A 26,336-nucleotide genomic window follows, 5' to 3' on the forward strand; every position below is an offset into this window, starting at 1 on the left:
TCCTTAAAAATGGAAATATTTTTGTATAAAAACATATATTAGTAATGCCTGTTTAATATTCTAACAATATGGAAATATTTTTTTGTCCACCCATATTTTGCTTCTTCAATACAACCAGTTTATGAGAAGGGATGTGTATTTGTTCTGAAAAAAAGAAGGACCATTTTAGCCGCAGCGGTTATCTTTTTCCTATCGGGAATCCTGGGCGGCTGGTACCTCTGGGACAAACGTGAGGCGGAATTAATATTGCTTAACAAGGGCGATCCCCCCCCGGGCGAGAGCTGGGTTTCCGTAAAGGAATCTCCGTACAATGCGTCGGGCGACGGGCAGGGCGATGACACCGCGGCTATTCAGGCGGCACTGGATACAGGGGGAAACATATGGGTACCTGACGGCACTTATCTCATTAACGCGCAATTCGGTTTAAGCCCGTGCAGCGGTCAAGAAATCCATTTGTCTCCTAACGCCTTTTTAAAAGTAATCAGCAGCGAGGCCGAAAGCTACCAGGTTTTCAGGCTGCAGGACAAAGAGGGTATTTTTATCGAAGGGGGCACTATCCTGGGTGACCGCCACAGCCACACCGGATCCAGCGGCGAGTGGGGTATGGGCGTCAGCATCTCCGGGTGCAGGAATATTACAATCAAGGGTATGACCATCAGAGATTGCTGGGGAGACGGCATTTACATAAGTTCTTCAGATATAAACCCTTACTCTCAGGACATCCAAATAATCAATTGTATTTGTGAAGGCAACCGGAGGCAGGGCCTGTCCGTGGTAGCCTGCCGGGGCGCCCTGATCATGGACTGTGTTTTCAGCGGCACCGCGGGCACCGATCCCCAGTGCGGCCTTGACCTTGAGGCAAATCAGGGGCACATGGTCAGGGATGTGCTCGTTATCCGCTGTACCGCTTACGGCAACTCGGGATCTGGCTTCCAGGTGTCCGGCGGCACCGGCGACAGCGGAGCGAACGACTACAACAGCATTGTCGGGTGCACCGCCTATGAAAATGGTCTCAGCGGCATCAGGTTGCTGGAAGTGTCTAACCTTATCCTGCAGGGAAACATATTAAGAGCAAATTCTGAGAACGGCGTTCACCTGTCTGCGGGAATCAGATATGGAGCTGAGAGGATCCATGTCACTGGAAACCAGTGCGTATCAAACAAGAAAAACGGCATCTTCCTCCAAGGTTTAGGAGACTCTACTCTGCAGGTGCGGGGCAACATCTTCGCCAATAACCGCTGCGAAGGTAACGGGCTGGCCGGGATTTACCTGTTTAACGCCCGGGAAAATATCGTCACCGGCAACACTGCTGTCAAGAATAACCTGCAGGGAATCTCAGAGGCGGAATCATCCTCCGGCAACATCATCCAGGGAAACAGCGTTTCACACAACCGCCTGTAGCTTGATCTATAATCAAAAGTGAAAATCATTAAAAGAGCATGATGTTTTCTAACAGACCCCGTTAGTTCGGGGGTCTGTTTTTTATTACAGCCATGATACAAGTACAAGTATTTCATACCATTCAATTTAAAAATATTAACAGGCACTCGGCCGGCCTCGCAGCGATAGACAAGATTGGCGCCGGTAACCATATATAATTACCATTCATATACTGCAAAAGAACGTTATTACAACATTTCCTTCCCGAGGAAAATAATTAAATATTTAAAGGGAATTTTGCATGGACTTTGATGTAATAGTAATTGGCGGCGGCCCGGCCGGCTGTTTTGCGGCAAAGCATATCGCCGCTCACGGCTTCAGGGTTTTAATTTTAGAAGAACATGATTTGGTGGGGGAACCCGTACAGTGCGCGGGGCTGCTTTCCAGGCGCGCCATTGAATTGTCCGGCGTATCCTCAAAAATATTAATTAATGAACTAAAAGGAGCCCGCGTTTACTCACCCCTGGGGGCATGCCTGGAATTAGCCGGCGGCCGTACATGGGCGGCAGCCGTGGATAGATCTATGTTCGACCGGGAACTGGCGGAGCAGGCACAGGCTGAAGGAGCTTTTTTGCTGACCGGGACCAGGGTAAGGGAGTTAGAACAAACTCCCGGAGGTTACCTGGTTTCATGCGGCTGCAAAAAGCAAAAAGACATCTCCTTCTCGACGCGTTTAGTTGTAGGCGCCGACGGGGCTAAATCACGGGCGGCCAGGTGGCTTAACCTGCAGCCGGGAGCCTATAAAGCAGTCATCTGCGCCGCGGATTCAGAATTAAACCGCACATGCACTGGTTTGGCGGACATTTTCCTGGGGCGTGAGTTCTCGCCTGGCTGGTTTGGCTGGATCATCCCGCTGGACCATAAGAGGTGCCGGATTGGCGCGGGGTACGCTTTTATCAGGGAGGCATGTTCTCCCCGGTATTGTTTGAATGAATTAATTAACCGGTTCCCGGACCATTTTAGAGGAATAAGAATTGTCAGGTATACAGGCGGCACCGTCCCAATGGGGTTGATGCCGAAAATTTATTCTGATCACGCTATGCTGGTGGGAGACGCGGCATGTCAGACCAAGCCCATTTCAGGCGGAGGCATTTACCTGGGCTTGCGGGGAGCGCAAATGTGTGCGGCCGTGGCGGTCCAGGCGCTTGATGAGGACGATTTGTCACAGGCCAGACTTGCCCGGTACCAGGAACTTTGGCACAGGGAATTTGGCGGCGAAATCCGCAGCGGCATCAGCCACCGCCTGAATTATTCAAACCTGGATGATCATGAAATAGATACTATCTTGCGCTTTTTAAATAAACCATTCTGGCAAAAGACAATTCTGGAACAGGGGGACATAGACTTTCCATCCTGGCTGTCCCGCAGTCTCTCCGGCGCCGGCCCCTGGAAAACGAAATTTTTAAAGGGGATGCTGGGCGTATTGAACTGGGGCAGCGCCTTAAAAAGCAGCATGAATCTGAATTGCGCGGATCTGGAACAAGAGGTATAAAAAAATGACTGTTTATGTTAACCGTGATAGCGCGGATAATTTCTGGGTTGATAACCTGAAAAAAGCTATTAAGACCAGGGCTGCCAGAGTTTGTGTAATCGGTCTGGGTTATGTCGGCCTGCCGCTGGCCGTTGAAAAAGGAAAGGTCGGTTTCCCTGTTCTCGGCATAGATCAGGACGCCGTCAAGGTAAAACAGATAAATGAAGGTTTAAATTACAACCATGATGTCAGTGACGGGGATTTGCTGCAGCTGGTCAGGAGCGGTAGTCTCAAGGCCACCTGCGACTACAATCAGATTAAGGATCAGGACATCATTATAATTTGCGTGCCAACCCCGTTAAACAAACACAGGGAGCCTGACATTTCCAGTATAGAAGATGCCGCCACGGAAATCATGAAGCGGCTGGAACCCGGCAAGGTCATAATATTGGAAAGCACAACCTACCCCGGGACTACCGAGGAAGTGGTCCTGCCCCTGATGGAATCCACCGGTTTAAAAGCGGGAAAGGACTTTTTTCTGGTTTATTCACCTGAGCGTGTAGACCCCGGCAACAAGCGTTATACAACCAGCAACACATCAAAAGTAGTCGGCGGGGTAACGCCCGCCTGCCTGGACGTTGCCAAGTATTTCTACTCCCAGACCATTGTAAATGTTGTCCCGGTATCTTCACCGGCTGTGGCTGAAATGACCAAGGTATTTGAAAATACATACCGGGCTGTCAATATCGCGCTGGTCAACGAGCTGATGATGCTGTGCGATAAAATGGACATTAATGTTTGGGAAGTCGTTGACGCGGCTGGAACAAAACCTTTCGGCATACAAACCTTTTACCCCGGGCCTGGCGTCGGCGGGCACTGCATACCGGTAGACCCTTTCTACCTGGGATGGAAAGCCCGGCAGTACGACTTCCCGACACGGTTTATTGAGCTTGCGGGAGAGATAAATATACAGGCCTCTTACTACGTCGTTAATAAGGTCATTAGAGCTTTAAACAGTAAGGAAAAGTCAATGAAAAACGCCAGGATTTTAGTCTTGGGAGTCGCTTACAAGAAAGACGTGAGTGACTACAGGGAGTCTCCCGCGCTCACTATCATGAGGGAGCTGCAGGATTATGGAGCCAATGTTGTCTTCTTTGACCCCTACGTAGAAGCCCTGTACGGCTACCCTTACGAAAGAGTGGAACTGGACACGGGTGAACTGTCATCCTGCGACTGTGTGTTAATCCTGGCGGACCATACCAACGTTGACTATGAAAAAGTAGTGTCCTGCGCAAACCTGGTGATTGACACGAAGAACGCCACCAAAAAAATCAAAACAGGCCAGAAAAAAGTTGTTCTCATTTAAAAATGCCAATCAGGATTTTTGCTGTGATGGGGATGTTAGCGTGATAAAGATGGCTATCGCGGGCTGCGGGCATATATCAAAAAAACATGCGGCAGCTCTAAAGGGAATGGATATCGCCAGGCTGGCCGCCGTTTGCGATATCAGGCGGGAACGCGCCGAATCTCTGGCAGGGCAGTTCGGCGCTGCAGCCTACAGTGACTATGCTGAGATGCTGCAAGATAAAAATATTGACGCTGTAATCGTCTGCTCCCCCAGCGGCCTGCACGCCTCCATGGGTGAAAAAGCGGCAGCCGCGGGAAAGCATGTATTAATAGAAAAGCCCTTTGTACTCAGGTTGGCAGACGGTGTCAGGCTGGCCGAGGCCTGCCGCCAAAAAGGCGTCAGGCTGGGGGTAGTCCATCCGAACAGGATGAAACCCATCGTTCAGGCTTTAAGAAATGCGGTTGATAAAGGTTTGTTCGGCAAGATTACCCACGCCAACGCAACCTTAAGGTGGAACCGCCGGCCGGAATACTACCGGTCGGAGCCCTGGCGGGGAACCCGCGCGTTTGACGGCGGTATCCTTTATAACCAGGCCGTCCACCTGATTGACCTGCTGAACTGGCTGGCGGGCCCTGTCAGCGAAGTGTTTGCCTACGGAGCGTCAAGAATGCACCAAATTGAATGTGAAGACGTGTGCTCATGTGTTTTAAAGTTCAGTAACGGCGCGCTGGGAATTATTGAAGCAGCCGTGACTGTCTACCCTGAAAACCTGGAAGAAAGCCTCTCCTTTTTCGGTACCGAGGGAACAGCCGTGCTTGGCGGCAGGACGATGTCGCAGGTCATGGAGTGGTCGTTTTCCTCTCTTTCCAGCGAAGAGGCGTTTAACCAGGCTAATAGACTAAATCAAACAGGCAATACAGGAGGCCACAAGGATATCCTCCATGACTTTGCGGACGCTGTGCTGTGCAAGCGTGAACCACTGGTTTCAGGCCGCGAGGCGCTCAAGTCACTGCGGCTGATCTCGGCGATTTATGATTCGGTCACCAGCCGCAGACCTGTTAAGGTGACAATGCAAGGAGGCGCGTAGAATGAACAATATCAGCCGTACCGCGGAGATCGGCATTGACGTCAGCATAGGCTCCAACACGGTTATTGGTGACGGTGTAATTATCGGCACGGACGTAACCATCGGCAATAACGTTACCGTCTACAAGGGCACTATTATCGGTGATAAAGTTTACATCGAATCTAATGCTGTCATCGGCCGCCCTCCCCGCCCCGCAAAAACCAGCACGGTTAAGGTGTCACAAAACCTCCCGCCCCTTAAAATTGGCGCGGGGACCACCGTGGGAGCGGGAGCGGTCCTGTACGCGGGCTCGGTGATAGGTTCCTGCTGCCTGGTAGGTGATACGGCTGTCCTGCGTGAAGGCTGTTCAATAGGGGATGAAGCGATCATCGGCACTGGCGTTATAGTCGAGAATGCAGTTAACATCGGCGGCAAAACGAAGATCCAGAGCGGAGCATACATAACCGCGTACACAGCTATTGACGAGCAGTGCTTTATCGCCCCCATGGTAACGACAACTAATGACAATTTCATGGGGCGTACCGAGGAGCGGTTTCAACACATCAGGGGCGCCACTGTCCAGAAATGCGCCAGGGTCGGGGGCGGGTCTATTCTACTGCCCGGTGTTAAGGTCGCGCAAGAAAGTTATATCGCGGCGGGTTCGGTGGTGACAAGAGACACATTGCCGGGAAGAATGTACAAAGGCATGCCCGCGAGAGAATTTAAGCCAGTACCGGTAAGGGAACTTTTAAATAAATACTGCCAGGAGGATAAAGATGAGGATCCCTCTCGTTGACCTGAAATCTCAGTATGAATCTATAAGAGAAGAAATCAACGCTGCTATCCGGGGAGTCCTGGAAAGCGGCCAATATATCCAGGGTCCGAACGTAAAAGCGCTGGAGGAAGAAATAGCGGCTTACTGCGGCACAAAATACGCGGTCGGCGTCGCCAGCGGGACGGACGCCCTGATCCTTAGTCTTGACGCTTACGGCATTGGGCCGGGAGACGAGGTAATTACCACTTCATACAGTTTTTTCGCCACGGCCGAGGCGGTGTCGAGACTTGGCGCCATTCCGGTCTTTGTCGATATCGACGAACACACGTACAATATGGACACGGCACGGATTAAAGAAAAAATAACCGGCCGCACCAGGGCGATCCTGCCTGTACACCTTTTCGGCCAGGCTGCCTTGATGGACGAAATCATGGAAATCTCGGAGCGCCGCAACCTGGTTGTGATCGAGGATGCCTGCCAGGCCATCGGCGCGTCTATCAAGGGACGCAAAGCCGGGTCTGTGGGGCACGCGGGCTGTTTTAGCTTCTTCCCCACCAAGAACCTCAGCTGTTACGGGGACGGCGGCATGATTACAACCAATGATCAGGAATTTGCCGAGCGGGTCAAGGTGTTAAGAGCGCATGGAAGCCGAAAAAAGTATTTCAATGAAATTGTCGGGTACAACAGCAGGCTGGATGAAATGCAAGCGGCAATTCTGCGGGTAAAACTCAAATACCTGGACCAGTGGAATGAGGCGCGGAGAAAGAAAGCCCACCATTACAACGAATTGTTAACGGAGCTGGATGTCAAAACGCCGGTGGAACTGGCAGGCGCGAAGCATATCTATCACCTTTATATTGTCCGCCATAAAGCAAGGAATGAAATAATCGCGGCGCTTAAAAAAGCGGGCGTCGATTGTGGAATATATTACCCGGTTCCCCTGCACCTTCAGGATGCTTACAGACATACCGGCACTCAAGCATTGCCGGTAGTTGAGACGGTTTCCAGGGAGACTTTTGCCCTGCCGCTATATCCGGAGATGTCAGATAACCAGTTAGGCTTTGTTGTAAAGAGCCTGGCAGAAGCATTAATGAGTATTCGGATATAAACGAGGGTGGAATTATGTACCGCGGCAAAACAATCGGTGTGGTGGTCCCCGCTTATAATGAAGAGGTCCTTATCAGCAGAGTCCTTGATAACATGCCGGCATATGTTGATAAAATATACGTTGTCGATGACTGCTCGACAGATAAAACAATCAGCGTTGTCCGCTCAGGACGAGACTTCCGCGTGGTAATCCAAAGGCACAAAAAAAACCTTGGAGTAGGCGCGGCCATTGTCACAGGATACCGGCGCGCTTTGCAGGACCGTTTGGATATTGTAGCGGTCATGGCGGGGGACGATCAGATGGACCCCGGGGAATTACCCAAACTATTAGACCCCATTGCCGAGGGGAAAGCGGACTACAGCAAAGGCGACCGCCTGTCAAGGAGAGGCCTTGCGGAAGGGATGAGCCGGTGGAGAAAATTTGGAAATTTACTGCTTACGCAGCTGACACGAATTTCGTCCGGCTGCTGGACGGTCCAGGACCCGCAGAACGGATATACCGCAATTTCCGGGGAAGCTTTAAGCAGGCTTGATCTGGAGAGAATTTACCGTGGTTACGGATACTGCAATGACCTGCTGACAAAGCTGAATGTCCTTGGTTTGCGCGTTCTGGACGTGCAAATCCCCGCCCGCTATGGCGAAGAAAAATCAAAGATCCGCTACGGGAGCTATATGAGGAAAGTATCGTTTTTGCTGTTCAGGAATTTTCTTTGGCGGATCATGCATCAATATATTTACCCGCGGCCAAAATTACCGGGTGTTTGCTATCTTTCCGGTTTCATATTTCTGTCCGCCGGCATGTTGACCCTGTTGGCAAGTGTATTGGCGCAGTCATACGTAAAAACAGGGTTTATTTTATCTCTGGCAGGCGTCCTGCTGGTTTTCCTGTCAATAGTGTCAGACGCGTTTATCCGGCTTAAGGCTTCACGTGCCAGGTCCTTTGATAATTACGGATAAAAGGATGTGTTAGTTGTTGCGGGGGCGGCCGTTCAAGCTGAATAACGAGTTTCAGGTTATATTGGGCATATCAGTTTTTTTAGCTATATTAATCAGCCTTGGAGCGGCAAGCCCGCTGCGAGCCGTCCTGGCACTGCCTTTTATCCTCTTTTTTCCCGGCTACACGCTTACAACGGCGCTCTTACCGGGCAAAAAGGACATGGGCGGAATTGAGAGAATAGTGCTGAGTTTCGGGCTCAGCATCGCGGTGGTGCCTCTGCTGGGCCTAATCTTGAACCACACCCCCTGGGGAATAAGTCTCTACCCGGTACTGATCATTGTGCTCCTTTTTACGTCTGTCATGTCAATGATCAGCTTAAGCAGGCGAAAGAGACTTCCTCATGGGGAGCGCTATACACTTTCGTGGCGCTTTTCAAAACCCGGGTGGCTGGAGATGCCCAGGAATGACAGGGTCCTCCTGGTGACACTGGCAGGCATTATATTTATTGGCCTGGGCACTTTGGGCCTTACCTCTGCCAATCAAAGGACCGGTGAAATATATACAGAGTTCTATGTACTTGGCGCCGCAGGCAAAATCGGAGACTACCCCGGGGAACTGAAAACAAATGAAACCAAACAGGTTTTCCTGGGAGTGGTCAACCACGAGCAGCGCCGAGTGACATATAATGTGGAGCTGCGCCTGGACGGCTCTAAAAAGAAGGATATTGGCCCGATTGAACTGGAACACGGCCAAACATGGGAAGGTAATATCGGAATATCCGCCGGGAAGCCAAAAAATAAAATGATGGTTGAATTTCTCTTAACAAAAGACGGGGAAAGCGTACCATACAGGTCCATTCACTTATGGGTAGACGTAAAACCTTAACCCCGTATTGGGGACATTCCTCAGCGAATAATTCAGGCTCCGAATAGAGGTGTGTCCCCGTTCCGCTATGGTGTGTCCCCATTCCTTTTGAAAGGGTGACAGGTGATTCTGACGCTTAATTTTAATACAATAATGGTTTCCTTAACGGGCAGTAAAATTGCGGCGGTCCTCGGACTGATTATCGCCCTGGTATTGATTGCCGCGCTGGCCGGCAGGGAGTTAACCGTTGTAAAGCTGCAATCAGCCGGCGATCCTGAGCAGATCAAGCAGTTACATAACGTAGATCGCATTTTAAAAAAAGTTATTTTACCCCTGCTTTTTTTGTTTGGCCTGATTGTATTAACCAGGGTCAAGTTGATTATTTCAAACTTATGATAATTCAACATTAAAGGTGACATCTTATGCTTGATTTTACATTGGCTAAGTACAAAGATTTATGTCTGGTCATGTTGGAGAGCGGCTACACTCCCCTATCTGTTTATTCTTATTTAACAAATAATAAGGCCATAAATAATAAAACAGTTATTTTAAGGCATGACGTTGACAGAAAAGTTAACAGCGCTTTAAAAATAGCTGAATTAGAGAATGATTTGGGCATTAATTCGACCTACTATTTCAGGTACCCGTATACGTTCAAGCCAGGATTAATTCAAAGTATATCCAGTCTGGGACATGAAATCGGATATCATTACGAGACTCTGAGTAAAACTAACGGAGATCAAGAAAAAGCGATAATTTTATTTTTTGATGAATTAGAGGAAATGAGAAAAAAATGCGAAGTGAAAACCATTTGCATGCATGGCCGCGCGTTATCCCGGCATGACAACCGCGATATATGGAAAGCATCCGATTTCAGGGATTTCGGCATTATTGGTGAAGGCTATTTATCTTTTAATAAAGATGTGCACTATTTTACTGATACCGGCCGCGGCTGGAACTCAAAGAATAACATCAGAGATTTTATGAACAGCGGGAACACAGGTTATTTTATCAACGGCACTGACGACCTTATTCAGTTAATGAGAAGCGGCAGGCCTTCCACATTATACATTAATGCGCACCCGGAGCGGTGGGCCATTAATAATATCGATTGGCTGCTGAATTATGCCAGGGACTCTGTATACAACATCGGCAAGATATTTTTGGGGATGGTGAGGAAATGATACAGGTCGTAAGCGCAGTTGAAGAAAACCAATGGAATGATTTTCTTAATAACTGTGGGGCTGCCACGATTTACCACACTCCCGAATGGAAACTGTTTTTGGAAAAAACTTTTACCTATAAACCTCACTATTTATTTACGTTGAACGAAACAGGGAGAGTAACAGCCATGCTGCCTCTTTTCAGTATAAAAAGCAAAATCACCGGCAGCAGGTTGTGTTCTGTCCCATTTTCGCATCTATGCGGCTTTATCGGCGACGACAGCGCTTTTGACACCGTCATGGACGAGGCGCTGTCTCTTTACAAACACTTATGTCTGGATTACCTGGAAATCAGAAGCGCAGCAGCCGCAAGCGGTTTTACTACAGAAAACAAATTTCACACTTACCTGTTGGAATTATCGCCGGAACCTGAAAAGATATGGAAAAAATTAAACAGCAACGCTAAACGCAACATAAAAAAAGCGGCTAACATGGGGGTGTCTGCCGAGGCGACAAAAAAAACAGAGGATCTAAAAAGATTCTATGAATTGAACTGCATAAATAAAAGAGGTATCGGTGTTCCATGCCACCCATGGAGCTTCTTTGCCAATTTATTTGATATTCTAAAAGATTATGTCCGTCTGTACATCACCAAACACGATGGGAAGATTATCGGCGGAGGCATAATGCTCTGCTATAAGGATACCGCTCTCTATGCTTACGGAGCTTCCAGCCCGGAAAATTTAAAATATTATCCATATTACTCTTTTATATGGAAATGTATTGAGGATTTTTGCCGTGCCGGATACCTGATTTTTGATTTTGGGCGGGCAGATTCTGAGAACGCGGGGCTGATCGAGTTCAAAAAAAGGTGGGGTGCGGCAGAAAAGAAATTGTATTACAGCTGCTATCCGGGAAGTCCCCAATCCATCGGCCATGACCGCAGCGATTTTAAACTCAGGCTGGCTGCCAGAGCCATTAACACCATGCCGATATGTATTTATAAAAAGCTGAGCGATATTATATTTCAACACTTTGGCTGATACCCGGCCATGAGTGACGAGTCAAATATCCCATCATGCCGGCTTTTTGAAAAAATATGCCGCTTCAACCATAGGGAGGGCCAAAAGTGAAAGTTGTCGTTGATATCAATCATCCTGCCCATGTGCACTTATTTAAAAATTTTATCCGGCAGATGAAAAGCAAGGGTCATGAACTGCTGATTACCGCCAGTGAAAAGGATGTTGCCCTGCAGCTGCTTGATAATTACGGCTTCAAATACGACCGGCTGGGCAGTTACGGCTCTTCGTTAATAAGCAAAATGGCAGCTCTCCCTTTATTAGATCTAAAGATGTATAAAGCCGCAAAAAGTTTCAGGGCTGATCTATTTATTGGCATGGGATCCATCAGGGCCGCCCATGCGGCAAAATTATTAGGGAAACCCTGTGTCATTTTTGAAGATACGGAACACTCGACGGAACAGATTTTTTTATACGCTCCTTTTGCCGACGTTATTTTTACCCCGGTCTCTTTTAAAGGGAAACTCGGCAGAAAACAAGTACGGTACAACGGGTGCCATGAACTGGCATACCTGCACCCGGACTATTTTGAGCCTGATCCCTCGGTGATAAAGGAAGCCGGGCTCAGCGAGGAAGATAATATTTTTGTACTCAGGCTGGCGGCTTTTAACGCAACTCACGACAGCAGGAGCAAGAACCTTAGCAGGGACTGCGTTATGGCGTTAATAACCAAACTCGAAAAAGCGGGTACTGTTTTCATTTCTTCTGAGGCTGACCTGGAGCCGGCTTTAAAGAAATATCAATACAATTTAAATCCTGTCAAATACCATGACCTTATCCATTACTCTAAAATGTTCATTGGAGACGGCTCCACCAGTGCTGTGGAAGCTGCGACACTGGGGGTGCCGTCGCTGCAATTTGAAAAAATCAAAAGCAATGGCAGGGAGTACGGATTTGACGAGGTGTGCGGGCTAATATCAGAACTGCAGGATAAATACCGGCTGCTTCACAGTTACCACGATGAATACGCGCTGCTGGAGAAGGTAGATGAAATGGTCGCTGATATTAAAAATGCCAATGAGAAATGGAAAGTCCGCAGAGCCAAATTTTTAAAAGAAAAAATTAATGTTACTGATTTCATGGTGACGTTCATCGAGAATTATCCGGATAGCCTAACCAAAATAAGACTTACTGGCGGCTAATCAGTGGTTTTAAATTGAAATTTAACTATGCGCCAGAAGGAGAGGTGCTTTTATATGATATTGGCAGCTCATCAGCCTAATTACCTGCCATGGCTTGGTTATTTCAGCAAGATGAAAAACTCGGATATTTTTGTAATATTGGACGACGTGCAGTACATAAGGAGATCGTATATTAACAGGACAAGGATTTTAGGGCCTAACGGCTGGTTTTATCTGAGCGTTCCAGTCAATTTTAATTCCAGGCAAAAAATCAGTGAAGTTACCATTGATGAGAGTTTTGTCCTTAATAGCCATTTTGAATCAATACGCCACGCTTACGCGAGAGCGCCCAATTTTGCTCCGTTCAAAGATAAAATATCTTCAATATATAGTAAAAAATACAGCAAATTAATTGAAATCAACATGGAATTAATCAATTTTATTAAAACAACCTTAAATATTAATACCAGGATTGTATATTTATCAGATACGTGCGTTCAAGCAAAGAAATCAGAACTGATGATAGGCCTTTGTAAAGCATTTGGGGCCGACACCTATCTCTCGGGTCAAGGAGCTAAAAATTATATGGACGATGACTTATTTGCCAGAAACAGTATAAGAGTCAGCTATCATGACTTCGAGCATCCGGTCTACCCTCAAAGAAACAAGGAGTTTATAAAAGGTTTATCCGCCATTGATTTTATTTTTAACTGCAAAGAATTTCAGGATAAGCTGCGTTGAGCATTAGTCCGGGACTATTGGTAATGGTGTGATTCCGATGATAAAGCGGGTTTTAATCCTGTCCCCTCATACCGATGACGGGGAAGTATCGGCCGGCGGGACTATAGCCAGGTTTATTGAAGAAGGCAAAAAAGTTTATTATGTCGCATTCTCGTCCTGTGAAAAATCAGTTCCTGATACTCTGCCAAAAAACATCTTACAGGTTGAATGCCTGCAGGCAACTCACGCTTTGGGCATCCCGCAAAGCAATGTGATACTTCTTGATTTTGAAGTCAGGGTATTTCCTGAGTTCAGGCAAGAAATTCTGGACCAAATGATCAAGATCAGGAATGAGATTAAGCCGGACCTGGTGATATGTCCGTCTTCGTTTGATACCCACCAGGACCATGCTGTGATCTACGCCGAAGGCACCAGGGCGTTTTTAAGGACGACGTCCATATGGGGGATGGAACATCCCTGGAATAATATCAGTTTTAAAACAGATATAATGGTCGCGCTGACGGATAGGCATATCCGAAAGAAAATCTGCGCTTTAGAGAAGTACAATTCTCAATCTTTCCGAGACTACTTTAAAGAGGAATATATCAGGGGCTGCGCCTATACCAGGGGTATGAATGCAGGTGTAAAATTTTCGGAGTCGTTTGAATGCGTCAGGATGTTGTTTTAAATCAGTTATTTTTAATAAAAGGACGACAATATGATTACTGTTTTAAAAAACATACAGAAAAAATTATTTAATAAATTAATCAGCCTATATCAAATATTCAAGTATAGTTCAAAAGTGGTTATTCAATACGAACACAAAACAAATAAAACGTTTAGTACAGAAGCAGTCATTTGTCCTGTTACTATTGAAAATGCAGGTGATGCTTCAGTTTATAACGGGGATCGTTTTATCATTGAAAAATATAAGAAAATGCTGCTGCAGGGCGATCTGGGATATTACGCTTACCTGGATAATAAATGGGTACATCGCTCCTGGGTTAAAGTCGGGCCTAAAAGAATTGAAAAATGGTATCACCTGCCCCCTCAGACGTTAAAAGCTGATGAAGCTTATTGCCATTTTGGTGAAACCGCTCCGTCAGCCAGAGGTTATGGTATTGCCCCTGCGGTTTTAAGCAGGATAATTTCAGATTTGAAAAGCAAGGTAAATCACATCTATGTTATGGTCGATGAAAACAATCTCCCTTCCCGTAAGACAGTGGAGAAAGCCGGGTTTATTGAAATCAAGCGAAAAAAGGTTGTTAAAATGTTTGGCATTCAATATTATAAAGATTTATAAAATAACACATTACGGGTGTAAACACTATGATAGAAACCAGTAAGCTGTTACAAGACAAACAATACCTTTGGGAATTGTTTATAAGGGAAGACGAATATTATAGTGAAAGGCCTGAAATATGCACAGGCGCTGATATTAAAAATAAATGTCTTGAGATATTGGTGCCTGAAATATCTAAATATCTGGTGGAAAATAAACATATAAAATTAGTTTATCCTGATAATAAAAAGTTTGCGTTATGTATAACTCATGATGTCGATGATGTTTATCCTCCTTTTCCGCATAGAATACTCTCTTCCGCACACTGTTTAAAAGATTTTGATTTGAACGGGCTGCGCGAACAGTGGTCATGGATTTTTAGAGGAAAAGAGTTTTCTCCCTACCTTAATTTTAAAAAAATTATTGAGCTGGAAAAGGAGTATAAAGCTAAATCCACTTTTTACTTTTTAGTATCTAATAAGGACCCAAAAAGATTCAGATATAATATTGGAGACCTGGCAAGTGATCTGAAATATATTATCGACAGCGGATGGGACATTGGACTGCACGGCGGATACTATACCTATAATGATTTTAACGATATTAAAGAGCAGAAAAATAAGCTGGAAGAATTAATAAATAAGGAGGTTACCGGCTACAGGAACCATTACCTCAGGTTTAAAGTGCCTGAAACCTGGGAGCTTTTAAAAACAGCGGGATTCAAATATGATACAACCTATGGATATAATAATATACCCGGGTTTAAAAATGGCCTTTGCCATCCTTTCAAGCCGTTTAATTTAAATAGCAATAAAGAAATTGATATTATTGAAATACCTTTAAACATTATGGCGTGTGCCTTATATAAGTATGCAAAATCCGACGAAAAGGCGTGGGTATTTACCAAAGCATTAATTGATACGGTTGAAAAATACAGCGGCGTGCTAACTATCAACTGGCATAATGATGATTTGTTCAGTCCATTCAGAAAAGATTGGACGATCTTGTATAAAAAGATTCTTGAATACTGCCGCCAAAAAAACGCCTGGATGACTTCCTGCGAGGATATCTGGAGGTGGTGGGCCAATGGCCGTGATAATGATAAATGATCAGGCTCTTTGGGATAAGTTCGTCGACGAGAGCCCTTATGGTTTGTTGTTTCATAAGTGGGACTTCCTGCATATAATAGAAAAACACACCGGCTACCAGTTGCTGCCTTACGGGATATACAAGGGCGACCTTCTGATAGCTGTTTTCCCTTTGTTCTATAAAAAAATAATGGGGCTGAAAACTTTATTCTCTCCCCCCCCCATGTCCTCCGTCCCGTATTTAGGGTTCGTGATGTACCAGGAATACGACAGCCTTAAACAAGACCGTAAAGAGGAATATTTAAATATTGTAGCTGAAGATGTCAATAGTGAGTTAGAGAATATTTCGCCTAACTATATATTCATTTCCCTGGATAAGAGCAATTTTGACACCAGGCCGTTTATTTGGCGCGGCTACAACCAGGATACACATTTTACATATGTAGTAGATTTAAACAGGGAACTGGATGATATATGGAACAGTTTCAATAGCCTTCTGAGAAAAAACATCCGGAAGGGAAGGAAATTAGGATTAGAAATATTACCTGATAGTGACGCTTCCAATGTATACAGCATGATGAAGGAAAGGTACCGGGAAAAAGGCATGAACGTCGCGATCGTCAGCGCCCAATATCTTCAGGACCTGTTGGAGTGCTTTCCTAATGAATTAAAGTGCTACAGCGTATATGCCAAAGGGGCGGAGAAGGCTGTACAGACCAATATAATTTATGACTACAAGCGCTGCATCATGTGGATTGGCGGTATGAGCACAGGGGACCTTATCGGAGTTAATGATTACTTTGTGTGGGAAATGATTCAAAGGGCTAAGGCGGCGGGCTATAAAGATCTGGAATATTTAGGTGCGAACGTAAAAAATTTGTGTAAGAACAGATGTTTTTATAATCCTTCTTTGGAATTGTCATTCTCACTCTGTAAAAAAGACATATACGGAAAATTGGGGGAATGGACATATAGAAATTTAATTAAAAAAAGGTGGCTTTAACACAGGTTAAGGGGTTGATCATAAAGGGAATGAAATATAGGAATGCGTTCACGCCGGCTGGTTGGAAGAAAATCAGGCAGCATTTAAAAGATCCTCTTTATATCAATTCCTTTTTTATGGCTTTAAGCAGGTTCTTAAATGCGTCAGGCGGGTTTATATTCTGGCTTTTGGCGGCCAGGCTTTATTCCAAAGAAGATGTCGGATTAACCTCAGCGTTATTCTCTTACCTGGAACTGGTTCTGCTCTTTTCAGTGATTGGCACCGACTTTTTATTAATTCGTTATCTTCCCATATACGATAAAAAAAAGGTCTTCAATACCTGCTTATCTATAAGCATATCTTTCTCATTAATTACAGGAGTTTTTTTCGTGCTGGGGTGTGATTTTTTTTCTGCGGGACTGTCCGTCATAAAATCTCCATATTATTTTGCCATGTTTGTTTTATTCGGTGCAGCCAATACATTTAATCAAATAACCGGGACCACGTTTATCGCCATGCGCCAGAGCGCTAATTATTTCCTGCAAAACCTGATCCGTTCTGTCAGAATCCCCCTGTTGATCCCCCTGTTCTATATGGGGAGCCTTGGTATATTTCAATCGCTGGGGATTGCCTGCATATTGTCCTCTCTCTTCTCTTTATATCTATTAGGAAAAAATCCTGGACTGAATTTTAAAATTGACAAGAACTTTATAAAGAAAACATACAAATTCTCATTATATCATTATTTTGCCAACAACCTGTCTGAGGCTTCCATGTTAATTATACCTATAATGGTTTTTAATCTCCTTGGAAAAGTGGAAGCGGCTAATTATTATATCGCGTCGGCCATCGGGGACCTGGTGTTGATTATTCCAGGCGTCCTGGGAACGTCGCTGTTTGTTGAAGGAAGCCATGGTGAAAACACAAAAAATAATCTGGTTAAAGCTATCAAAGTGACTTATGCTTTATTAATCCCAATTATCTTTATTATTTATTTGTACGGCAACTTTTTTCTGGGCCTGTTTGGTGAAAGCTACATGGAATCATACAAACTTTTGTGTTTAATTTCCATATCAAGTTTATTAACTTCAATATACACATTATTTGTATCTATCTTAAGAATAAAAATGAAAATGGGGACAGTTCTAAAACTCAATATGTTAATGTCCGCCATTCTGTTGGGACTAAGTTATATGTTTAGCGTTAAATATGGGCTGGCCGGTGTTGGGTATGCCAGGATCGTAACGTCTATAATAATCGCTGTTGTTATAGCGGTTATTTTTAAACAAGTCCTGCGTGAAGAAAGCCAAAATCCTTTTAAAGAAACCTCGGCCTCCGTAGGAGGAAAGACATTTGCTGAATAACAGCTTTAATCATAGATTACAGATAACCGGTAATATCATGTTATATTTACTTCCGGCAATCGCGGTCGCCGGCCTTGCCATACCCCTGGCTTTTGGCAAAAACAACCTTGCTTTACTGGGCAGTTACCTGGCTGTTCCCATGTTTTTTTCCCCTGTCATATATTTAAAATTTAAAAATATTAAATCTCAGTCTATAAGCGTAAATAACATATATTTTCTCTTGATCTTAATTGTATTTGTCCTTTGCCTTATGGTCTCTTTATTTTTGCTCAAAGCCTTTGAGGTAAGGCCGTTAATATTTTTTATACTACTTTCTATCATGTCAACATCACTTTTACTTGAAATAATGCTATTTAATCTGGAGAAAAAAACCCCTGTTATTTTAATCCAGCTCATGGCATTATCTCTGCTTATAATCTGGAGCGCCAACTTAAAGTACTATTTTTTTATCGGCCGCACTGATCCAATTACGCACCTGTGGTTTATCCAAAATTTAATAGAAAGCCACCATGTCACGTCGGACATCTTTGGCAATTACATATCATTTCCTTTGTGGCATATTCTATGTTCAAATATTTATATGATATCAGGAGTATCTGTTCCAGTACAAAAGGTAATGCATTTTACTAACGGCTTAATATTTAGCTTTTTGGTTTTAGCCGTTTATCTAATATCCTTAAAAATTTTTAAAGATAAAGTATTGTCTCTATTAATACCTTTGTTTATCTGTCTTAATCCGGACTTTATTATTTATGGCATGTCATCTATCGCCAGAAGCGTGATATCTTTTTTTGAAATAGTAATCATATTGTTATTATTAATCAGCGAAAACAATATTGGCAAAAGGATATTATTATTATTCTTTACTTTCATAGTAATAATCTACCATCCTGTGTCAATACCATTCATTTTTCTAATATTTTTAATTATATACGGGTTAGATAAATTTTATCATACGAATACCAAATTTATCACAAAAAACTATCTGTTATATATTTTAATAACCACTTTAACATATTGGATATATAACGCGAATTATATTCTTGAGACTATAGTTGGCAATATTCTCAGCCCTGATAAATTAGGCATTAAAACAAAAGGAATTTTTCTTATGCCCACAAGTGAGCTGTTTAATTATCTGCAATTCATACCATTAATATTTTTTATTATATATGGCTATTTATGGTCGTTAAAAGCAAACAGGTTTAATTCCTTAACTAAAATATTATTCTTATTTGCCTTGTTGTCCATAACATTAACATTTCCAGGCCCAAGTCTGTTGATCAGTAAACTTTCAAACAATTTTAATTTATTAAGATTTGGAGAATATACATTCTTTTTTGTCAGTTTAGCCGCGGCTGTGGGGTTGTTCGGACTGCTTAGTCAGACCGGGGTGTATGGCAAGATTGCCGTCATAACGGCGTTTTCCTGCATGGCCTTCCTGTCCGTAACAAATGATTTTACAGCCTCGGATAATCCACTGGTAAAAAGGCCTTTTTATACTTATTATTTGTCTGAAGGCGAAGTAAACTCTTTTAATCATATATGCAGTACCAGTGAAGGCTATGTTTTTTCGGATTTTATTGCTACTAAATATTTGTTTTATTCCAAATACAGTGAACGAAGCCATATTCTAGAGGCAAATACAGACACTAAGAAATTTTTAAAAAATATAGACAGCGATATATTTTTAATCAGGAAAAATGAACTTGAAAAAAGACCGCTTAAACTTTATTCCAATAATTCAGATAGGTTCTTTAGAGACCCGCCATGGGCCGGCGGCGCAAATCTCGATTATTATTATAATGACTCAGCAATCTGGGAAAGTATGAAAAACCATAATAAAATTTATGAGTCAAACAGCACACTGGTACTATACTAAATCAGCGGGATTATTAGTTTTGCGTCGAGATATAAGCGGTTTGAGTTGTTTCGTCCCACCTGACCTGTGCTCCTAAAGCTTCACTTATAAAACGGAGCGGTACAAAGGTCCTGTTATCAATTAATTGAGCGGGAACATCTATGATTACTTCTTTACCATTTAAGTAAGCTGCGCTTGAGCCAATTTTTAACGTAACGGTGATGTCTTCGATGTCAAGAGAAATTAGCTGATATAGCCCATCCCAGTTCAAATTGGCTCCCAACTCATCACAGACAGCCCTGACAGGCACCAGCAGATGGCCGTTTTGTGTGACAGGGGGCGTATCGAAACTCAGATATTTTTCATTTACAATTATATTCGGCGAATTTTCGGTTAACCTGCTGGCCAGACTTAAAACGATGTCTTCATTTGTTTTTAAGACCACATTTTTATTGTTCTTAATTTCTGATAAAATGACGCCAAAGAATTGATTTGTGTTAACTGCCACAAGTGAATCATGCTTGGGTGATGTTTCAATTACAAGGGGCCTTATCTTTGCATTTTTAACTGTATTGTTAATGACATAATTTTCTGCCGCATCTTCTATTTGAATACCATAATCATTTGAACCAAGGGAATAATTGCCTGATATGGTGGCCCTCGATGACAATGCTGATAAAATACTTCCGCTATTTTTAATAATATTATTTTTTATTATTATATTTTTTATATTATCTGTCTTGATTGCATTTGTGCTTGCACAATCTTTAATAACGTTGTTTTGTATGATGACACTCTGTACTTCATAGTTATCACCGCCGGTAATCTCAATAGGATTTCTTTTTTTAGGTAAGTCTGCAATATAGTTGCCTTCAATATGAGCATAACTTATCTGATTTATAACCATTCCACTATTTATCATAATGTTATCTGTAAATGCTAAACGAGGCGCAAAGGATTTTAGCGCCAGGTTATTGTTAATAAAAACATTTTCCTGGGCGCTGTGGAAACCGGGATAAATGTCATTATCCTCATAATATTCCACGGCATTAACGCAGTTTATAAATTTATTATTTATTATTGATGATTTTCCGTTTGTTATTTCTATACCCTTTTCACACCTGTTAAAAATATTCTCACTAACGGTTACCGGCCCTGAGAATGGCGAATGAGTGTTGATAGCTTCATCGGCGCTGTCTTCAAAAAAATTGTTTTTAATAACAATTTTTTTAGGAAACCCACCGTTTAAATTGGTCCCTGTCTGACCTCCGGCTGCGATATAATGCCTGCCCTTTTTTATAAAGTAGTTATCATTGATTTTTATGTTATCGCAGGAATTAGTAATCTCGACACTATAGCCAAAACCAGTCATAAAAATATTTTCAAATAAATTTCCATTAACAGCACTGTCAATACAATCTGTCATGCCGATTGCGGCCCTGCCGAAATTGCCGACCTTGCAACCGGTAAAAGAAAAATTTCTAATTAAAAAAGCATGTATTAAATATGGTTCAGTTTCTTCTCCTGGGCCAATGAATTCAATGCTGTTCACAGCCACATCGTCAATAATTTTTAATTTTCTGATCATGCCGCCAGCAGCGGCTCTGTAAGTGTAATTAACAGGTGTTTCCAAGTTAATGGTATTTCCGTTAATGCTCTTAATTTTGCATATCTCCCCTTTTTTGAATCCGTTAATTGATTGATCGTCATAAATCTTTATATATGTATCCACAGAAAAATTTGAAGCATCGCCGACCGTGACGGAGCTGCTGCCGGGGTAAATGTCTCCGTCTATAGCCGTTGTACTGTCTGCATATCCACCAGTGTTGACCGTAAACACGTCGCTTGGGACCGCGGAACAGTCAAACACTGTGCCGGGCTCACCTGACAAAGTGATGCTTCTTGAAATATTAATCTGACCATTTAATTTATAATTACCGGCAGGAAAGTATAATACCGCTCCGGGAGGAAGTGAATTTATCGCCTTTTGAATACTAACCGTGTCATCAGTTATACCGTCACCTTTTACTCCCGATGATTTGGCGTTGACGGCATTTATCATGAGATAAGACTGTTTTGGGACAGCCCATGCCTGATACGCGATATTCATTCTCTTCAGCATAAAATTTGCAGATATAACCGCAGCATTTGCTTTAGATTCAATAAGTTCTATATTTATATTTGCATAAATAACAGCGGCACTCTCCTTTTTAAGGAAATATAAAGTTGTTGTTATTAATATGATAATACATAAGATTATCTTAATTATTCTCTTCATTATCAATTTACTCCTTATAAATTCGCATATACGTGCCAGTTTATATGGACAATCCTAACTTTAAATAAATCAAAATCCCCGGTTCCCCCAGGGTGTAAAAAGAATTCAAAACCATTGTCTTTAAATAATTTATGTTTCACTTATTTCATAAGTTACCTAAAAAAATAACCCTCGTTCATTGACACGCAGCCCGGGAAGAATAGGGCTGCTTCCATGCTTCCCGGGCTTCCCGGCGCCTGAAGAGGGCTATTGAAAAGAGAAGTGTTTTTTTATAACAATGGGGACGGTCCCCAGTTGGTAAGGAGTACCGTCCCCAATGATTACAAAGACCTTATCTATTATTAAGGCACTCTTTTATGCAATTTATCACCCGGTCAACCTCATCGCTGTCCATGTTCGAACCGGACGGCAGACAAAGCCCTTTTTCAAACAGCTTTGCTGATACGTCCCCGTCTGTTTCATGGGTATAGTAAAGGCAGTCCTTGAACAAGGGCTGGAGGTGCAGCGGTTTCCAAACGGGCCGCGCCTCTATGTTCCGCTCCGCCAGGGCGTCAATGATATCCGCCGCTGACACGCCGCACCGGTCCTGATCCACCTGCAGGGCTGTAAGCCAGCGACTGGATTGACCGTAAGGGGCCTCCGGCATAAACTCCAGCCCGTCATATTCCAACAGGGCCTCATAATACCTGCTGAAGACAGCGCGGCGCGCCCTGACGCGGTCGTCTAAAACCTTAAGCTGCCCTCTGCCGATTGCAGCCAGCACATTGCTCAGCCGGTAGTTGAAACCTATTTCGCTGTGCTGGTAATGTCTGGCCGGGTCCCTGGCCTGGGTCGACCAAAAACGTGCCTTCTCCAGCGCCTCCAGGTCATCCGAGACCAGCATGCCGCCGCCTGAAGTGGTGACAATTTTATTGCCGTTGAAGGAATATATCCCGAACTTGCCCAGGGTGCCGCTAGCCCTGCCCTTGTATGTGGCGCCTAGCGACTCGGCGGCGTCCTCAATAACCGGCACATTGTAACGACCGCAAATCTTTAACAAAGGCGTGAAGTCCGCGCTCTGGCCATATAAGTTCACAACCACCACTGCCCTTGGCAGCTTGCCTCTTTCCTCAGCCGCCGAAAACGCCTGCTCCAGCGCCGCCGTCGACATATTCCAGTTTTCGGGGTCTGAGTCTATGAACACCGGCCGGGCAGCCTGGTAAAGGACCGGATTGGCGCTGGCGATAAAAGTCAGTGAGGAACAAAACACAACATCCCCCGGGGATACTCCTGCCAGGCGCAGCGCCAGGTGAATGGCGGCCGTGCCGGAACTCAGGGCCAGGGCGCCGCCTGCTCCAACGTAATCAGCCAGCTCACTTTCGAAGGCGTCGACATGTGGCCCGAGCGGCGCTATCCAGTTAGTTGAAAACGCCTCGGCTATATAATTAAGTTCGTTACCGCTCATGTGCGGGGATGACAGGTAGATGCGCTTGCTTTTACCCAAAACGAACATCTCCTTCAATTTTATATCACAGGTTGCAGACAAGACTCCATGGTGTTAAACTTGCCTGGCATCCGGGTCGTGGGCATTGGAAGGTGTAGGGTCAGCTTCAGCCGGCCAATGTGCGACTGAAGTCGCACTTACAATTCTCACGTCTCAATGGAGAAGATGGCTGGCAACACCATGGACTTATGTAATACTAAATGTATCAAATGTTGTTTCCCAGGTTGCTGTAAAATCCCGGGTTCTCCCTCAGCCAGGCGCAGGTGGCGTCAAGGCCTGCCGCTATACTGTAACGTGGTTTAAATCCCATCATTTTTTTCGACTTGCAGTTGTCTATAAAAAGCCTGCGTCCTGAACAAGGGGCGTCCAGGTGGAGGACCGGGCTGTTACTGCCCGTAACCCGGATCACTTCCCGCGCCAGCTCACTCATGGAAACACAGTCGTCCCCGGCGACATTAAATACGCCGTTCTCGGCTTCCGGCCGGGAGATGCTTAAAACAACCGCTTCCGCAAAGTCAGCGGCATAAGTATAGGTGCGGCTGTCGGAACCGTCTCCGTGGACTGTCAGGGGCCGGCCGCTGACTGCCTGGAGCAGGAACTTGATAGGTACGCTGAGCCTGGAATTTCTTGGCCCATAGATGTCCGCAACCCTTAATATGACACAGCGCAGGCCGCTGCCCCTGGCCATGGCCCGGCACAGGTTTTCACCCGCCAGTTTAACCGCCCCGTGGATGAGGACTGGCTCCAGGGGATGGTCCTCATCAATAGGATTGTACCTGCCGTTGCCATAAACACCTATGGAGGAAACGTAAACAAGCAAGGCGTTACGTTTCAAAGCGGCCTTGATCAGGTTGCAGACCCCCGCCAGGTTTTCCGCGATTAAGGCTGTATCCAGCGCCCGCTGCCGCAAGGCCATAGGGAACGCCAGGTGGACAATAGTGTCAGCACTTACAGCGGCGCGGCAGACCTGGCCCTCATCAGCGATGGTGCCCCTGCAGAACTCAATTTTGTGTGAAATTTTCTCCAGGTTTGTTGCCCTGTCGGCGCCGCAGTCATCAATAACAGATACCCCGGCGCCCTCCGCGACCAGCGTTTCACACAACAGGGAGCCAAGAAAACCGGCACCCCCGGTAACCAAAACGTTTCTGTCCTTTAACCTCATATAGTACTCACCTTTTTTCCAGCCTGATCCGGATGATAATACCTTTCCGCCATCCGGTAGCGGGGAAAAAAATTCATTTTCTCCGGGCAGCCTTCCGGCGCCAGCAGCTGGTCGAGTATGTTCATCGCCTTTCGGTTATGTACTTTTTTCCCTATATAGAAAGGCAGTACACCGTCTTTGGAAAATGAGCTCTTATAACGGTAGATCCCGTCACCGTCGTGGTAACCTCCCCCCAGCACAAAATACCGGATGCCCCTGTTTTTAGCCCAACGGATTGCTTCATGCTTTAAAATGTTGTTTGGACGGTATTCAAAATACTCTTCCACGGTCCCACCCAGGAAAGAATGGATATAGGTCTCGTTATATAAAAGCAGCTCAGATGAAATAACATCGCCATCTCTCACGGTATGGGCATATAAGAAGCATCCTTTCAGGTCTTCATGGATCAGGCTGTAAAAATCCCTCCCGAAATAATAGGAAGGACTGGCCCGGTTCCTTTCCATGGTATGGTGGTAGATGGAAAGAAAATCCTCAAAATGCGCCGGTTCTTCCTCCAGGATTACCTCGAGTCCCTCCCGGCGGGCCTTGTTAATGTTTTTCCGGTTGCTGCGCTGGTAACCTGCCCATATTTCTTCGTAAGGCCGCTGGAGGTCCACATATACAACCGAGGACACTCTTTCCACTTCCATATGTTTGTCCGCCTGCCGGTGGTTTTCCAGCAAAGGATGATATCTTATAAATTCCGTGACTATGTTCTCATCAGCGCAGTATTCGTCAAAAGAACGATAAAAATTATCCCAGGCGCTGTTCCCCGCTCCCCGGTTGGACAGCGGCCCCCCGTAGCCGTAAGGAGTCGTAATGTCATACAATTCTGTTTCAAACTGACCGGCCGGACTGGCAATTGAATTCACCCGCCTGAGCAGGAAAGGGTACACCACGACATCAGGACCTTCACGGTATATAAAAAGCCTGGGCTCCCCCGAACCCCTGTACAGGCAGCAGTACTCCGGCCGGTAATGGATGTCCGGCTTAAGGCCTTCCCACTGCTCCAGTATTTCCAGCCATTTGTCCCGGCTGTCCGCCTTTATCACTTCATACCGGCCCATATCAGACCGCCTTTCATATTGACTTCAGTGCCTGTCAGTACCTGGCCCAGTAATATAGCAGCTTTATATACTCCATGATCACAGTCCGCCTTGCATATTCAGCCCCGAGTGGGGTGTTTATATCAAGACCGGGCGGCGCCGCGCAGTATATCAGCCTGACCCCGGAGCCTTTAAACACCCTTTCAAACACCATTTTTGTCCGCCTCATATGGTAAGGAGAGCTCACAACGATGGCCGACTGAAAACCTTTACCGACCATAATCTCACGCGTAAATAAGGCGTTTTGAAAAGTACTTACAGAACGTTCTTCCAGGATGATATCCTCTCTTTTTACACCCATCACCACGGCTCTTTCAGCCATTTGTCCGGCAGAGGGACTGATGCCCGACATGATAATTCTCCTGGACAACCCGGCTTTGTAAAGCTCGGCGGCGTAGATATCCCTTCCCGGCCCGCCCGACAGCGCGATTATGACATCAGAGGTCCGGGGATCTTCACTGATAACCAGGAAACCGTACAGCGCAGGCCAGGGATTGTAAAATGCAGGGGACGTCATTATAACCACAATCGTTATAATGACGACAATGAGGATAAGGCCATATATCCTGAGCAAGTATAATCTCCCTCCAGTTCAGGGCC

At 44.9% G+C, this 26,336-nt stretch carries 24 protein-coding genes; 19 read left to right on the plus strand and 5 right to left on the minus strand.

Features of this window, described 5'->3' with window-relative positions:
* The first annotated feature begins 246 nt into the window (after positions 1-246).
* The 19 genes from ACOBQJ_RS14075 (at position 247) to ACOBQJ_RS14165 (ending at position 19,689) form a co-directional block, all read left to right on the plus strand.
* Positions 247-1,401 carry a right-handed parallel beta-helix repeat-containing protein gene (locus ACOBQJ_RS14075; protein WP_421072404.1) on the plus strand — a complete coding sequence of 385 codons (1,155 nt, stop codon included), beginning with the start codon at positions 247-249 and terminating at the stop codon, positions 1,399-1,401.
* A 280-nt stretch (positions 1,402-1,681) separates the two neighbouring features.
* Entirely contained in the window at positions 1,682-2,932 is a 1,251-nt protein-coding gene (locus ACOBQJ_RS14080) for an NAD(P)/FAD-dependent oxidoreductase (RefSeq protein WP_421072405.1), read from the plus strand.
* Between the two features lie 4 nt (positions 2,933-2,936).
* Complete coding sequence (locus ACOBQJ_RS14085; RefSeq protein WP_421072406.1) at positions 2,937-4,277, plus strand: nucleotide sugar dehydrogenase; 1,341 nt, start codon at positions 2,937-2,939, stop codon at positions 4,275-4,277.
* Positions 4,278-4,326: 49 nt separating this feature from the next.
* On the plus strand, positions 4,327-5,346 hold the full coding sequence (locus tag ACOBQJ_RS14090) for a Gfo/Idh/MocA family protein (protein ID WP_421072449.1): 1,020 nt from the start codon (positions 4,327-4,329) through the stop codon (positions 5,344-5,346).
* Position 5,347: 1 nt separating this feature from the next.
* Positions 5,348-6,121 carry an acyltransferase gene (locus ACOBQJ_RS14095; protein WP_421072407.1) on the plus strand — a complete coding sequence of 258 codons (774 nt, stop codon included), beginning with the start codon at positions 5,348-5,350 and terminating at the stop codon, positions 6,119-6,121.
* On the plus strand, positions 6,102-7,208 hold the full coding sequence (locus ACOBQJ_RS14100; RefSeq protein ID WP_421072408.1) for a DegT/DnrJ/EryC1/StrS family aminotransferase: 1,107 nt from the start codon (positions 6,102-6,104) through the stop codon (positions 7,206-7,208). Before ACOBQJ_RS14095 ends, ACOBQJ_RS14100 begins: the two co-directional genes overlap by 20 nt.
* 14 nt (positions 7,209-7,222) lie before the next feature.
* On the plus strand, positions 7,223-8,164 hold the full coding sequence (locus ACOBQJ_RS14105) for a glycosyltransferase family 2 protein (protein ID WP_421072409.1): 942 nt from the start codon (positions 7,223-7,225) through the stop codon (positions 8,162-8,164).
* A 61-nt stretch (positions 8,165-8,225) separates the two neighbouring features.
* Positions 8,226-9,029 (plus strand): DUF1616 domain-containing protein, encoded by an 804-nt coding sequence (locus ACOBQJ_RS14110; protein ID WP_421072410.1) that lies wholly within the window; start codon positions 8,226-8,228, stop codon positions 9,027-9,029.
* 132 nt (positions 9,030-9,161) lie between these two features.
* Positions 9,162-9,404, plus strand: a complete 243-nt coding sequence (locus tag ACOBQJ_RS14115; protein WP_421072411.1) for a hypothetical protein — start codon at positions 9,162-9,164, stop codon at positions 9,402-9,404.
* Between the two features lie 41 nt (positions 9,405-9,445).
* Positions 9,446-10,192 (plus strand): hypothetical protein, encoded by a 747-nt coding sequence (locus ACOBQJ_RS14120; protein ID WP_421072412.1) that lies wholly within the window; start codon positions 9,446-9,448, stop codon positions 10,190-10,192.
* The gene (locus ACOBQJ_RS14125) at positions 10,189-11,214 is read left to right on the plus strand and encodes a lipid II:glycine glycyltransferase FemX (protein WP_421072413.1); all 1,026 of its coding nucleotides are present in this window, start codon (positions 10,189-10,191) and stop codon (positions 11,212-11,214) included. Before ACOBQJ_RS14120 ends, ACOBQJ_RS14125 begins: the two co-directional genes overlap by 4 nt.
* A gap of 86 nt (positions 11,215-11,300) precedes the next feature.
* Positions 11,301-12,392: a DUF354 domain-containing protein gene (locus tag ACOBQJ_RS14130; protein ID WP_421072414.1), complete on the plus strand. Its 1,092-nt coding sequence runs from the start codon at positions 11,301-11,303 to the stop codon at positions 12,390-12,392.
* Between the two features lie 54 nt (positions 12,393-12,446).
* Complete coding sequence (locus tag ACOBQJ_RS14135) at positions 12,447-13,112, plus strand: WbqC family protein (RefSeq protein WP_421072415.1); 666 nt, start codon at positions 12,447-12,449, stop codon at positions 13,110-13,112.
* A 37-nt stretch (positions 13,113-13,149) separates the two neighbouring features.
* A complete protein-coding gene (locus ACOBQJ_RS14140; RefSeq protein WP_421072416.1) occupies positions 13,150-13,779 on the plus strand; it encodes a PIG-L deacetylase family protein in 630 nt (209 codons plus the stop codon).
* A gap of 30 nt (positions 13,780-13,809) precedes the next feature.
* Positions 13,810-14,394, plus strand: a complete 585-nt coding sequence (locus ACOBQJ_RS14145) for a hypothetical protein (protein WP_421072417.1) — start codon at positions 13,810-13,812, stop codon at positions 14,392-14,394.
* 26 nt (positions 14,395-14,420) lie between these two features.
* Complete coding sequence (locus ACOBQJ_RS14150; protein WP_421072418.1) at positions 14,421-15,482, plus strand: polysaccharide deacetylase family protein; 1,062 nt, start codon at positions 14,421-14,423, stop codon at positions 15,480-15,482.
* Entirely contained in the window at positions 15,460-16,464 is a 1,005-nt protein-coding gene (locus ACOBQJ_RS14155) for a GNAT family N-acetyltransferase (protein WP_421072419.1), read from the plus strand. The genes ACOBQJ_RS14150 and ACOBQJ_RS14155 overlap by 23 nt, the downstream gene beginning before the upstream one ends.
* Positions 16,465-16,493: 29 nt before the next feature.
* Positions 16,494-17,807, plus strand: coding sequence for a lipopolysaccharide biosynthesis protein (locus tag ACOBQJ_RS14160; RefSeq protein ID WP_421072420.1), 1,314 nt, complete (start codon positions 16,494-16,496; stop codon positions 17,805-17,807).
* Positions 17,797-19,689 (plus strand): hypothetical protein, encoded by a 1,893-nt coding sequence (locus ACOBQJ_RS14165; protein WP_421072421.1) that lies wholly within the window; start codon positions 17,797-17,799, stop codon positions 19,687-19,689. Before ACOBQJ_RS14160 ends, ACOBQJ_RS14165 begins: the two co-directional genes overlap by 11 nt.
* 13 nt (positions 19,690-19,702) lie before the next feature.
* Here the strand turns inward: ACOBQJ_RS14165 and ACOBQJ_RS14170 are convergent, their stop codons facing one another.
* The 5 genes from ACOBQJ_RS14170 to ACOBQJ_RS14190 form a co-directional block, all read right to left on the minus strand.
* Positions 19,703-21,946: a stalk domain-containing protein gene (locus ACOBQJ_RS14170; RefSeq protein WP_421072422.1), complete on the minus strand. Its 2,244-nt coding sequence runs from the start codon at positions 21,944-21,946 to the stop codon at positions 19,703-19,705.
* A gap of 331 nt (positions 21,947-22,277) precedes the next feature.
* On the minus strand, positions 22,278-23,438 hold the full coding sequence (locus ACOBQJ_RS14175; protein WP_421072423.1) for a DegT/DnrJ/EryC1/StrS family aminotransferase: 1,161 nt from the start codon (positions 23,436-23,438) through the stop codon (positions 22,278-22,280).
* Positions 23,439-23,634: 196 nt separating this feature from the next.
* A complete protein-coding gene (locus ACOBQJ_RS14180) occupies positions 23,635-24,591 on the minus strand; it encodes an NAD-dependent epimerase/dehydratase family protein (RefSeq protein WP_421072424.1) in 957 nt (318 codons plus the stop codon).
* Complete coding sequence (locus ACOBQJ_RS14185; protein ID WP_421072425.1) at positions 24,588-25,697, minus strand: lipid II:glycine glycyltransferase FemX; 1,110 nt, start codon at positions 25,695-25,697, stop codon at positions 24,588-24,590. Before ACOBQJ_RS14185 ends, ACOBQJ_RS14180 begins: the two co-directional genes overlap by 4 nt.
* Positions 25,698-25,731: 34 nt before the next feature.
* The gene (locus ACOBQJ_RS14190; protein WP_421072426.1) at positions 25,732-26,310 is read right to left on the minus strand and encodes a YdcF family protein; all 579 of its coding nucleotides are present in this window, start codon (positions 26,308-26,310) and stop codon (positions 25,732-25,734) included.
* Positions 26,311-26,336: the final 26 nt, after the last annotated feature.

The organism is Pelotomaculum propionicicum, from assembly GCF_048984525.1.
Taxonomy (GTDB): domain Bacteria; phylum Bacillota; class Desulfotomaculia; order Desulfotomaculales; family Pelotomaculaceae; genus Syntrophopropionicum; species Syntrophopropionicum propionicicum_A.

Coding starts and splice junctions, on each gene's coding strand:
- ACOBQJ_RS14135 (WP_421072415.1), top strand. CDS start 12,447: ATGATATTGGCAGCTCATCAGCCTAATTACCTGCCATGGCTTGGTTAT.
- ACOBQJ_RS14160 (WP_421072420.1), top strand. CDS start 16,494: ATGAAATATAGGAATGCGTTCACGCCGGCTGGTTGGAAGAAAATCAGG.
- ACOBQJ_RS14145 (WP_421072417.1), top strand. CDS start 13,810: ATGATTACTGTTTTAAAAAACATACAGAAAAAATTATTTAATAAATTA.
- ACOBQJ_RS14155 (WP_421072419.1), top strand. CDS start 15,460: ATGGCCGTGATAATGATAAATGATCAGGCTCTTTGGGATAAGTTCGTC.
- ACOBQJ_RS14150 (WP_421072418.1), top strand. CDS start 14,421: ATGATAGAAACCAGTAAGCTGTTACAAGACAAACAATACCTTTGGGAA.
- ACOBQJ_RS14095 (WP_421072407.1), top strand. CDS start 5,348: ATGAACAATATCAGCCGTACCGCGGAGATCGGCATTGACGTCAGCATA.
- ACOBQJ_RS14175 (WP_421072423.1), bottom strand. CDS start 23,438: ATGTTCGTTTTGGGTAAAAGCAAGCGCATCTACCTGTCATCCCCGCAC.
- ACOBQJ_RS14105 (WP_421072409.1), top strand. CDS start 7,223: ATGTACCGCGGCAAAACAATCGGTGTGGTGGTCCCCGCTTATAATGAA.
- ACOBQJ_RS14170 (WP_421072422.1), bottom strand. CDS start 21,946: ATGAAGAGAATAATTAAGATAATCTTATGTATTATCATATTAATAACA.
- ACOBQJ_RS14115 (WP_421072411.1), top strand. CDS start 9,162: ATGGTTTCCTTAACGGGCAGTAAAATTGCGGCGGTCCTCGGACTGATT.
- ACOBQJ_RS14185 (WP_421072425.1), bottom strand. CDS start 25,697: ATGGGCCGGTATGAAGTGATAAAGGCGGACAGCCGGGACAAATGGCTG.
- ACOBQJ_RS14100 (WP_421072408.1), top strand. CDS start 6,102: ATGAGGATCCCTCTCGTTGACCTGAAATCTCAGTATGAATCTATAAGA.
- ACOBQJ_RS14140 (WP_421072416.1), top strand. CDS start 13,150: ATGATAAAGCGGGTTTTAATCCTGTCCCCTCATACCGATGACGGGGAA.
- ACOBQJ_RS14180 (WP_421072424.1), bottom strand. CDS start 24,591: ATGAGGTTAAAGGACAGAAACGTTTTGGTTACCGGGGGTGCCGGTTTT.
- ACOBQJ_RS14085 (WP_421072406.1), top strand. CDS start 2,937: ATGACTGTTTATGTTAACCGTGATAGCGCGGATAATTTCTGGGTTGAT.
- ACOBQJ_RS14080 (WP_421072405.1), top strand. CDS start 1,682: ATGGACTTTGATGTAATAGTAATTGGCGGCGGCCCGGCCGGCTGTTTT.
- ACOBQJ_RS14090 (WP_421072449.1), top strand. CDS start 4,327: ATGGCTATCGCGGGCTGCGGGCATATATCAAAAAAACATGCGGCAGCT.
- ACOBQJ_RS14125 (WP_421072413.1), top strand. CDS start 10,189: ATGATACAGGTCGTAAGCGCAGTTGAAGAAAACCAATGGAATGATTTT.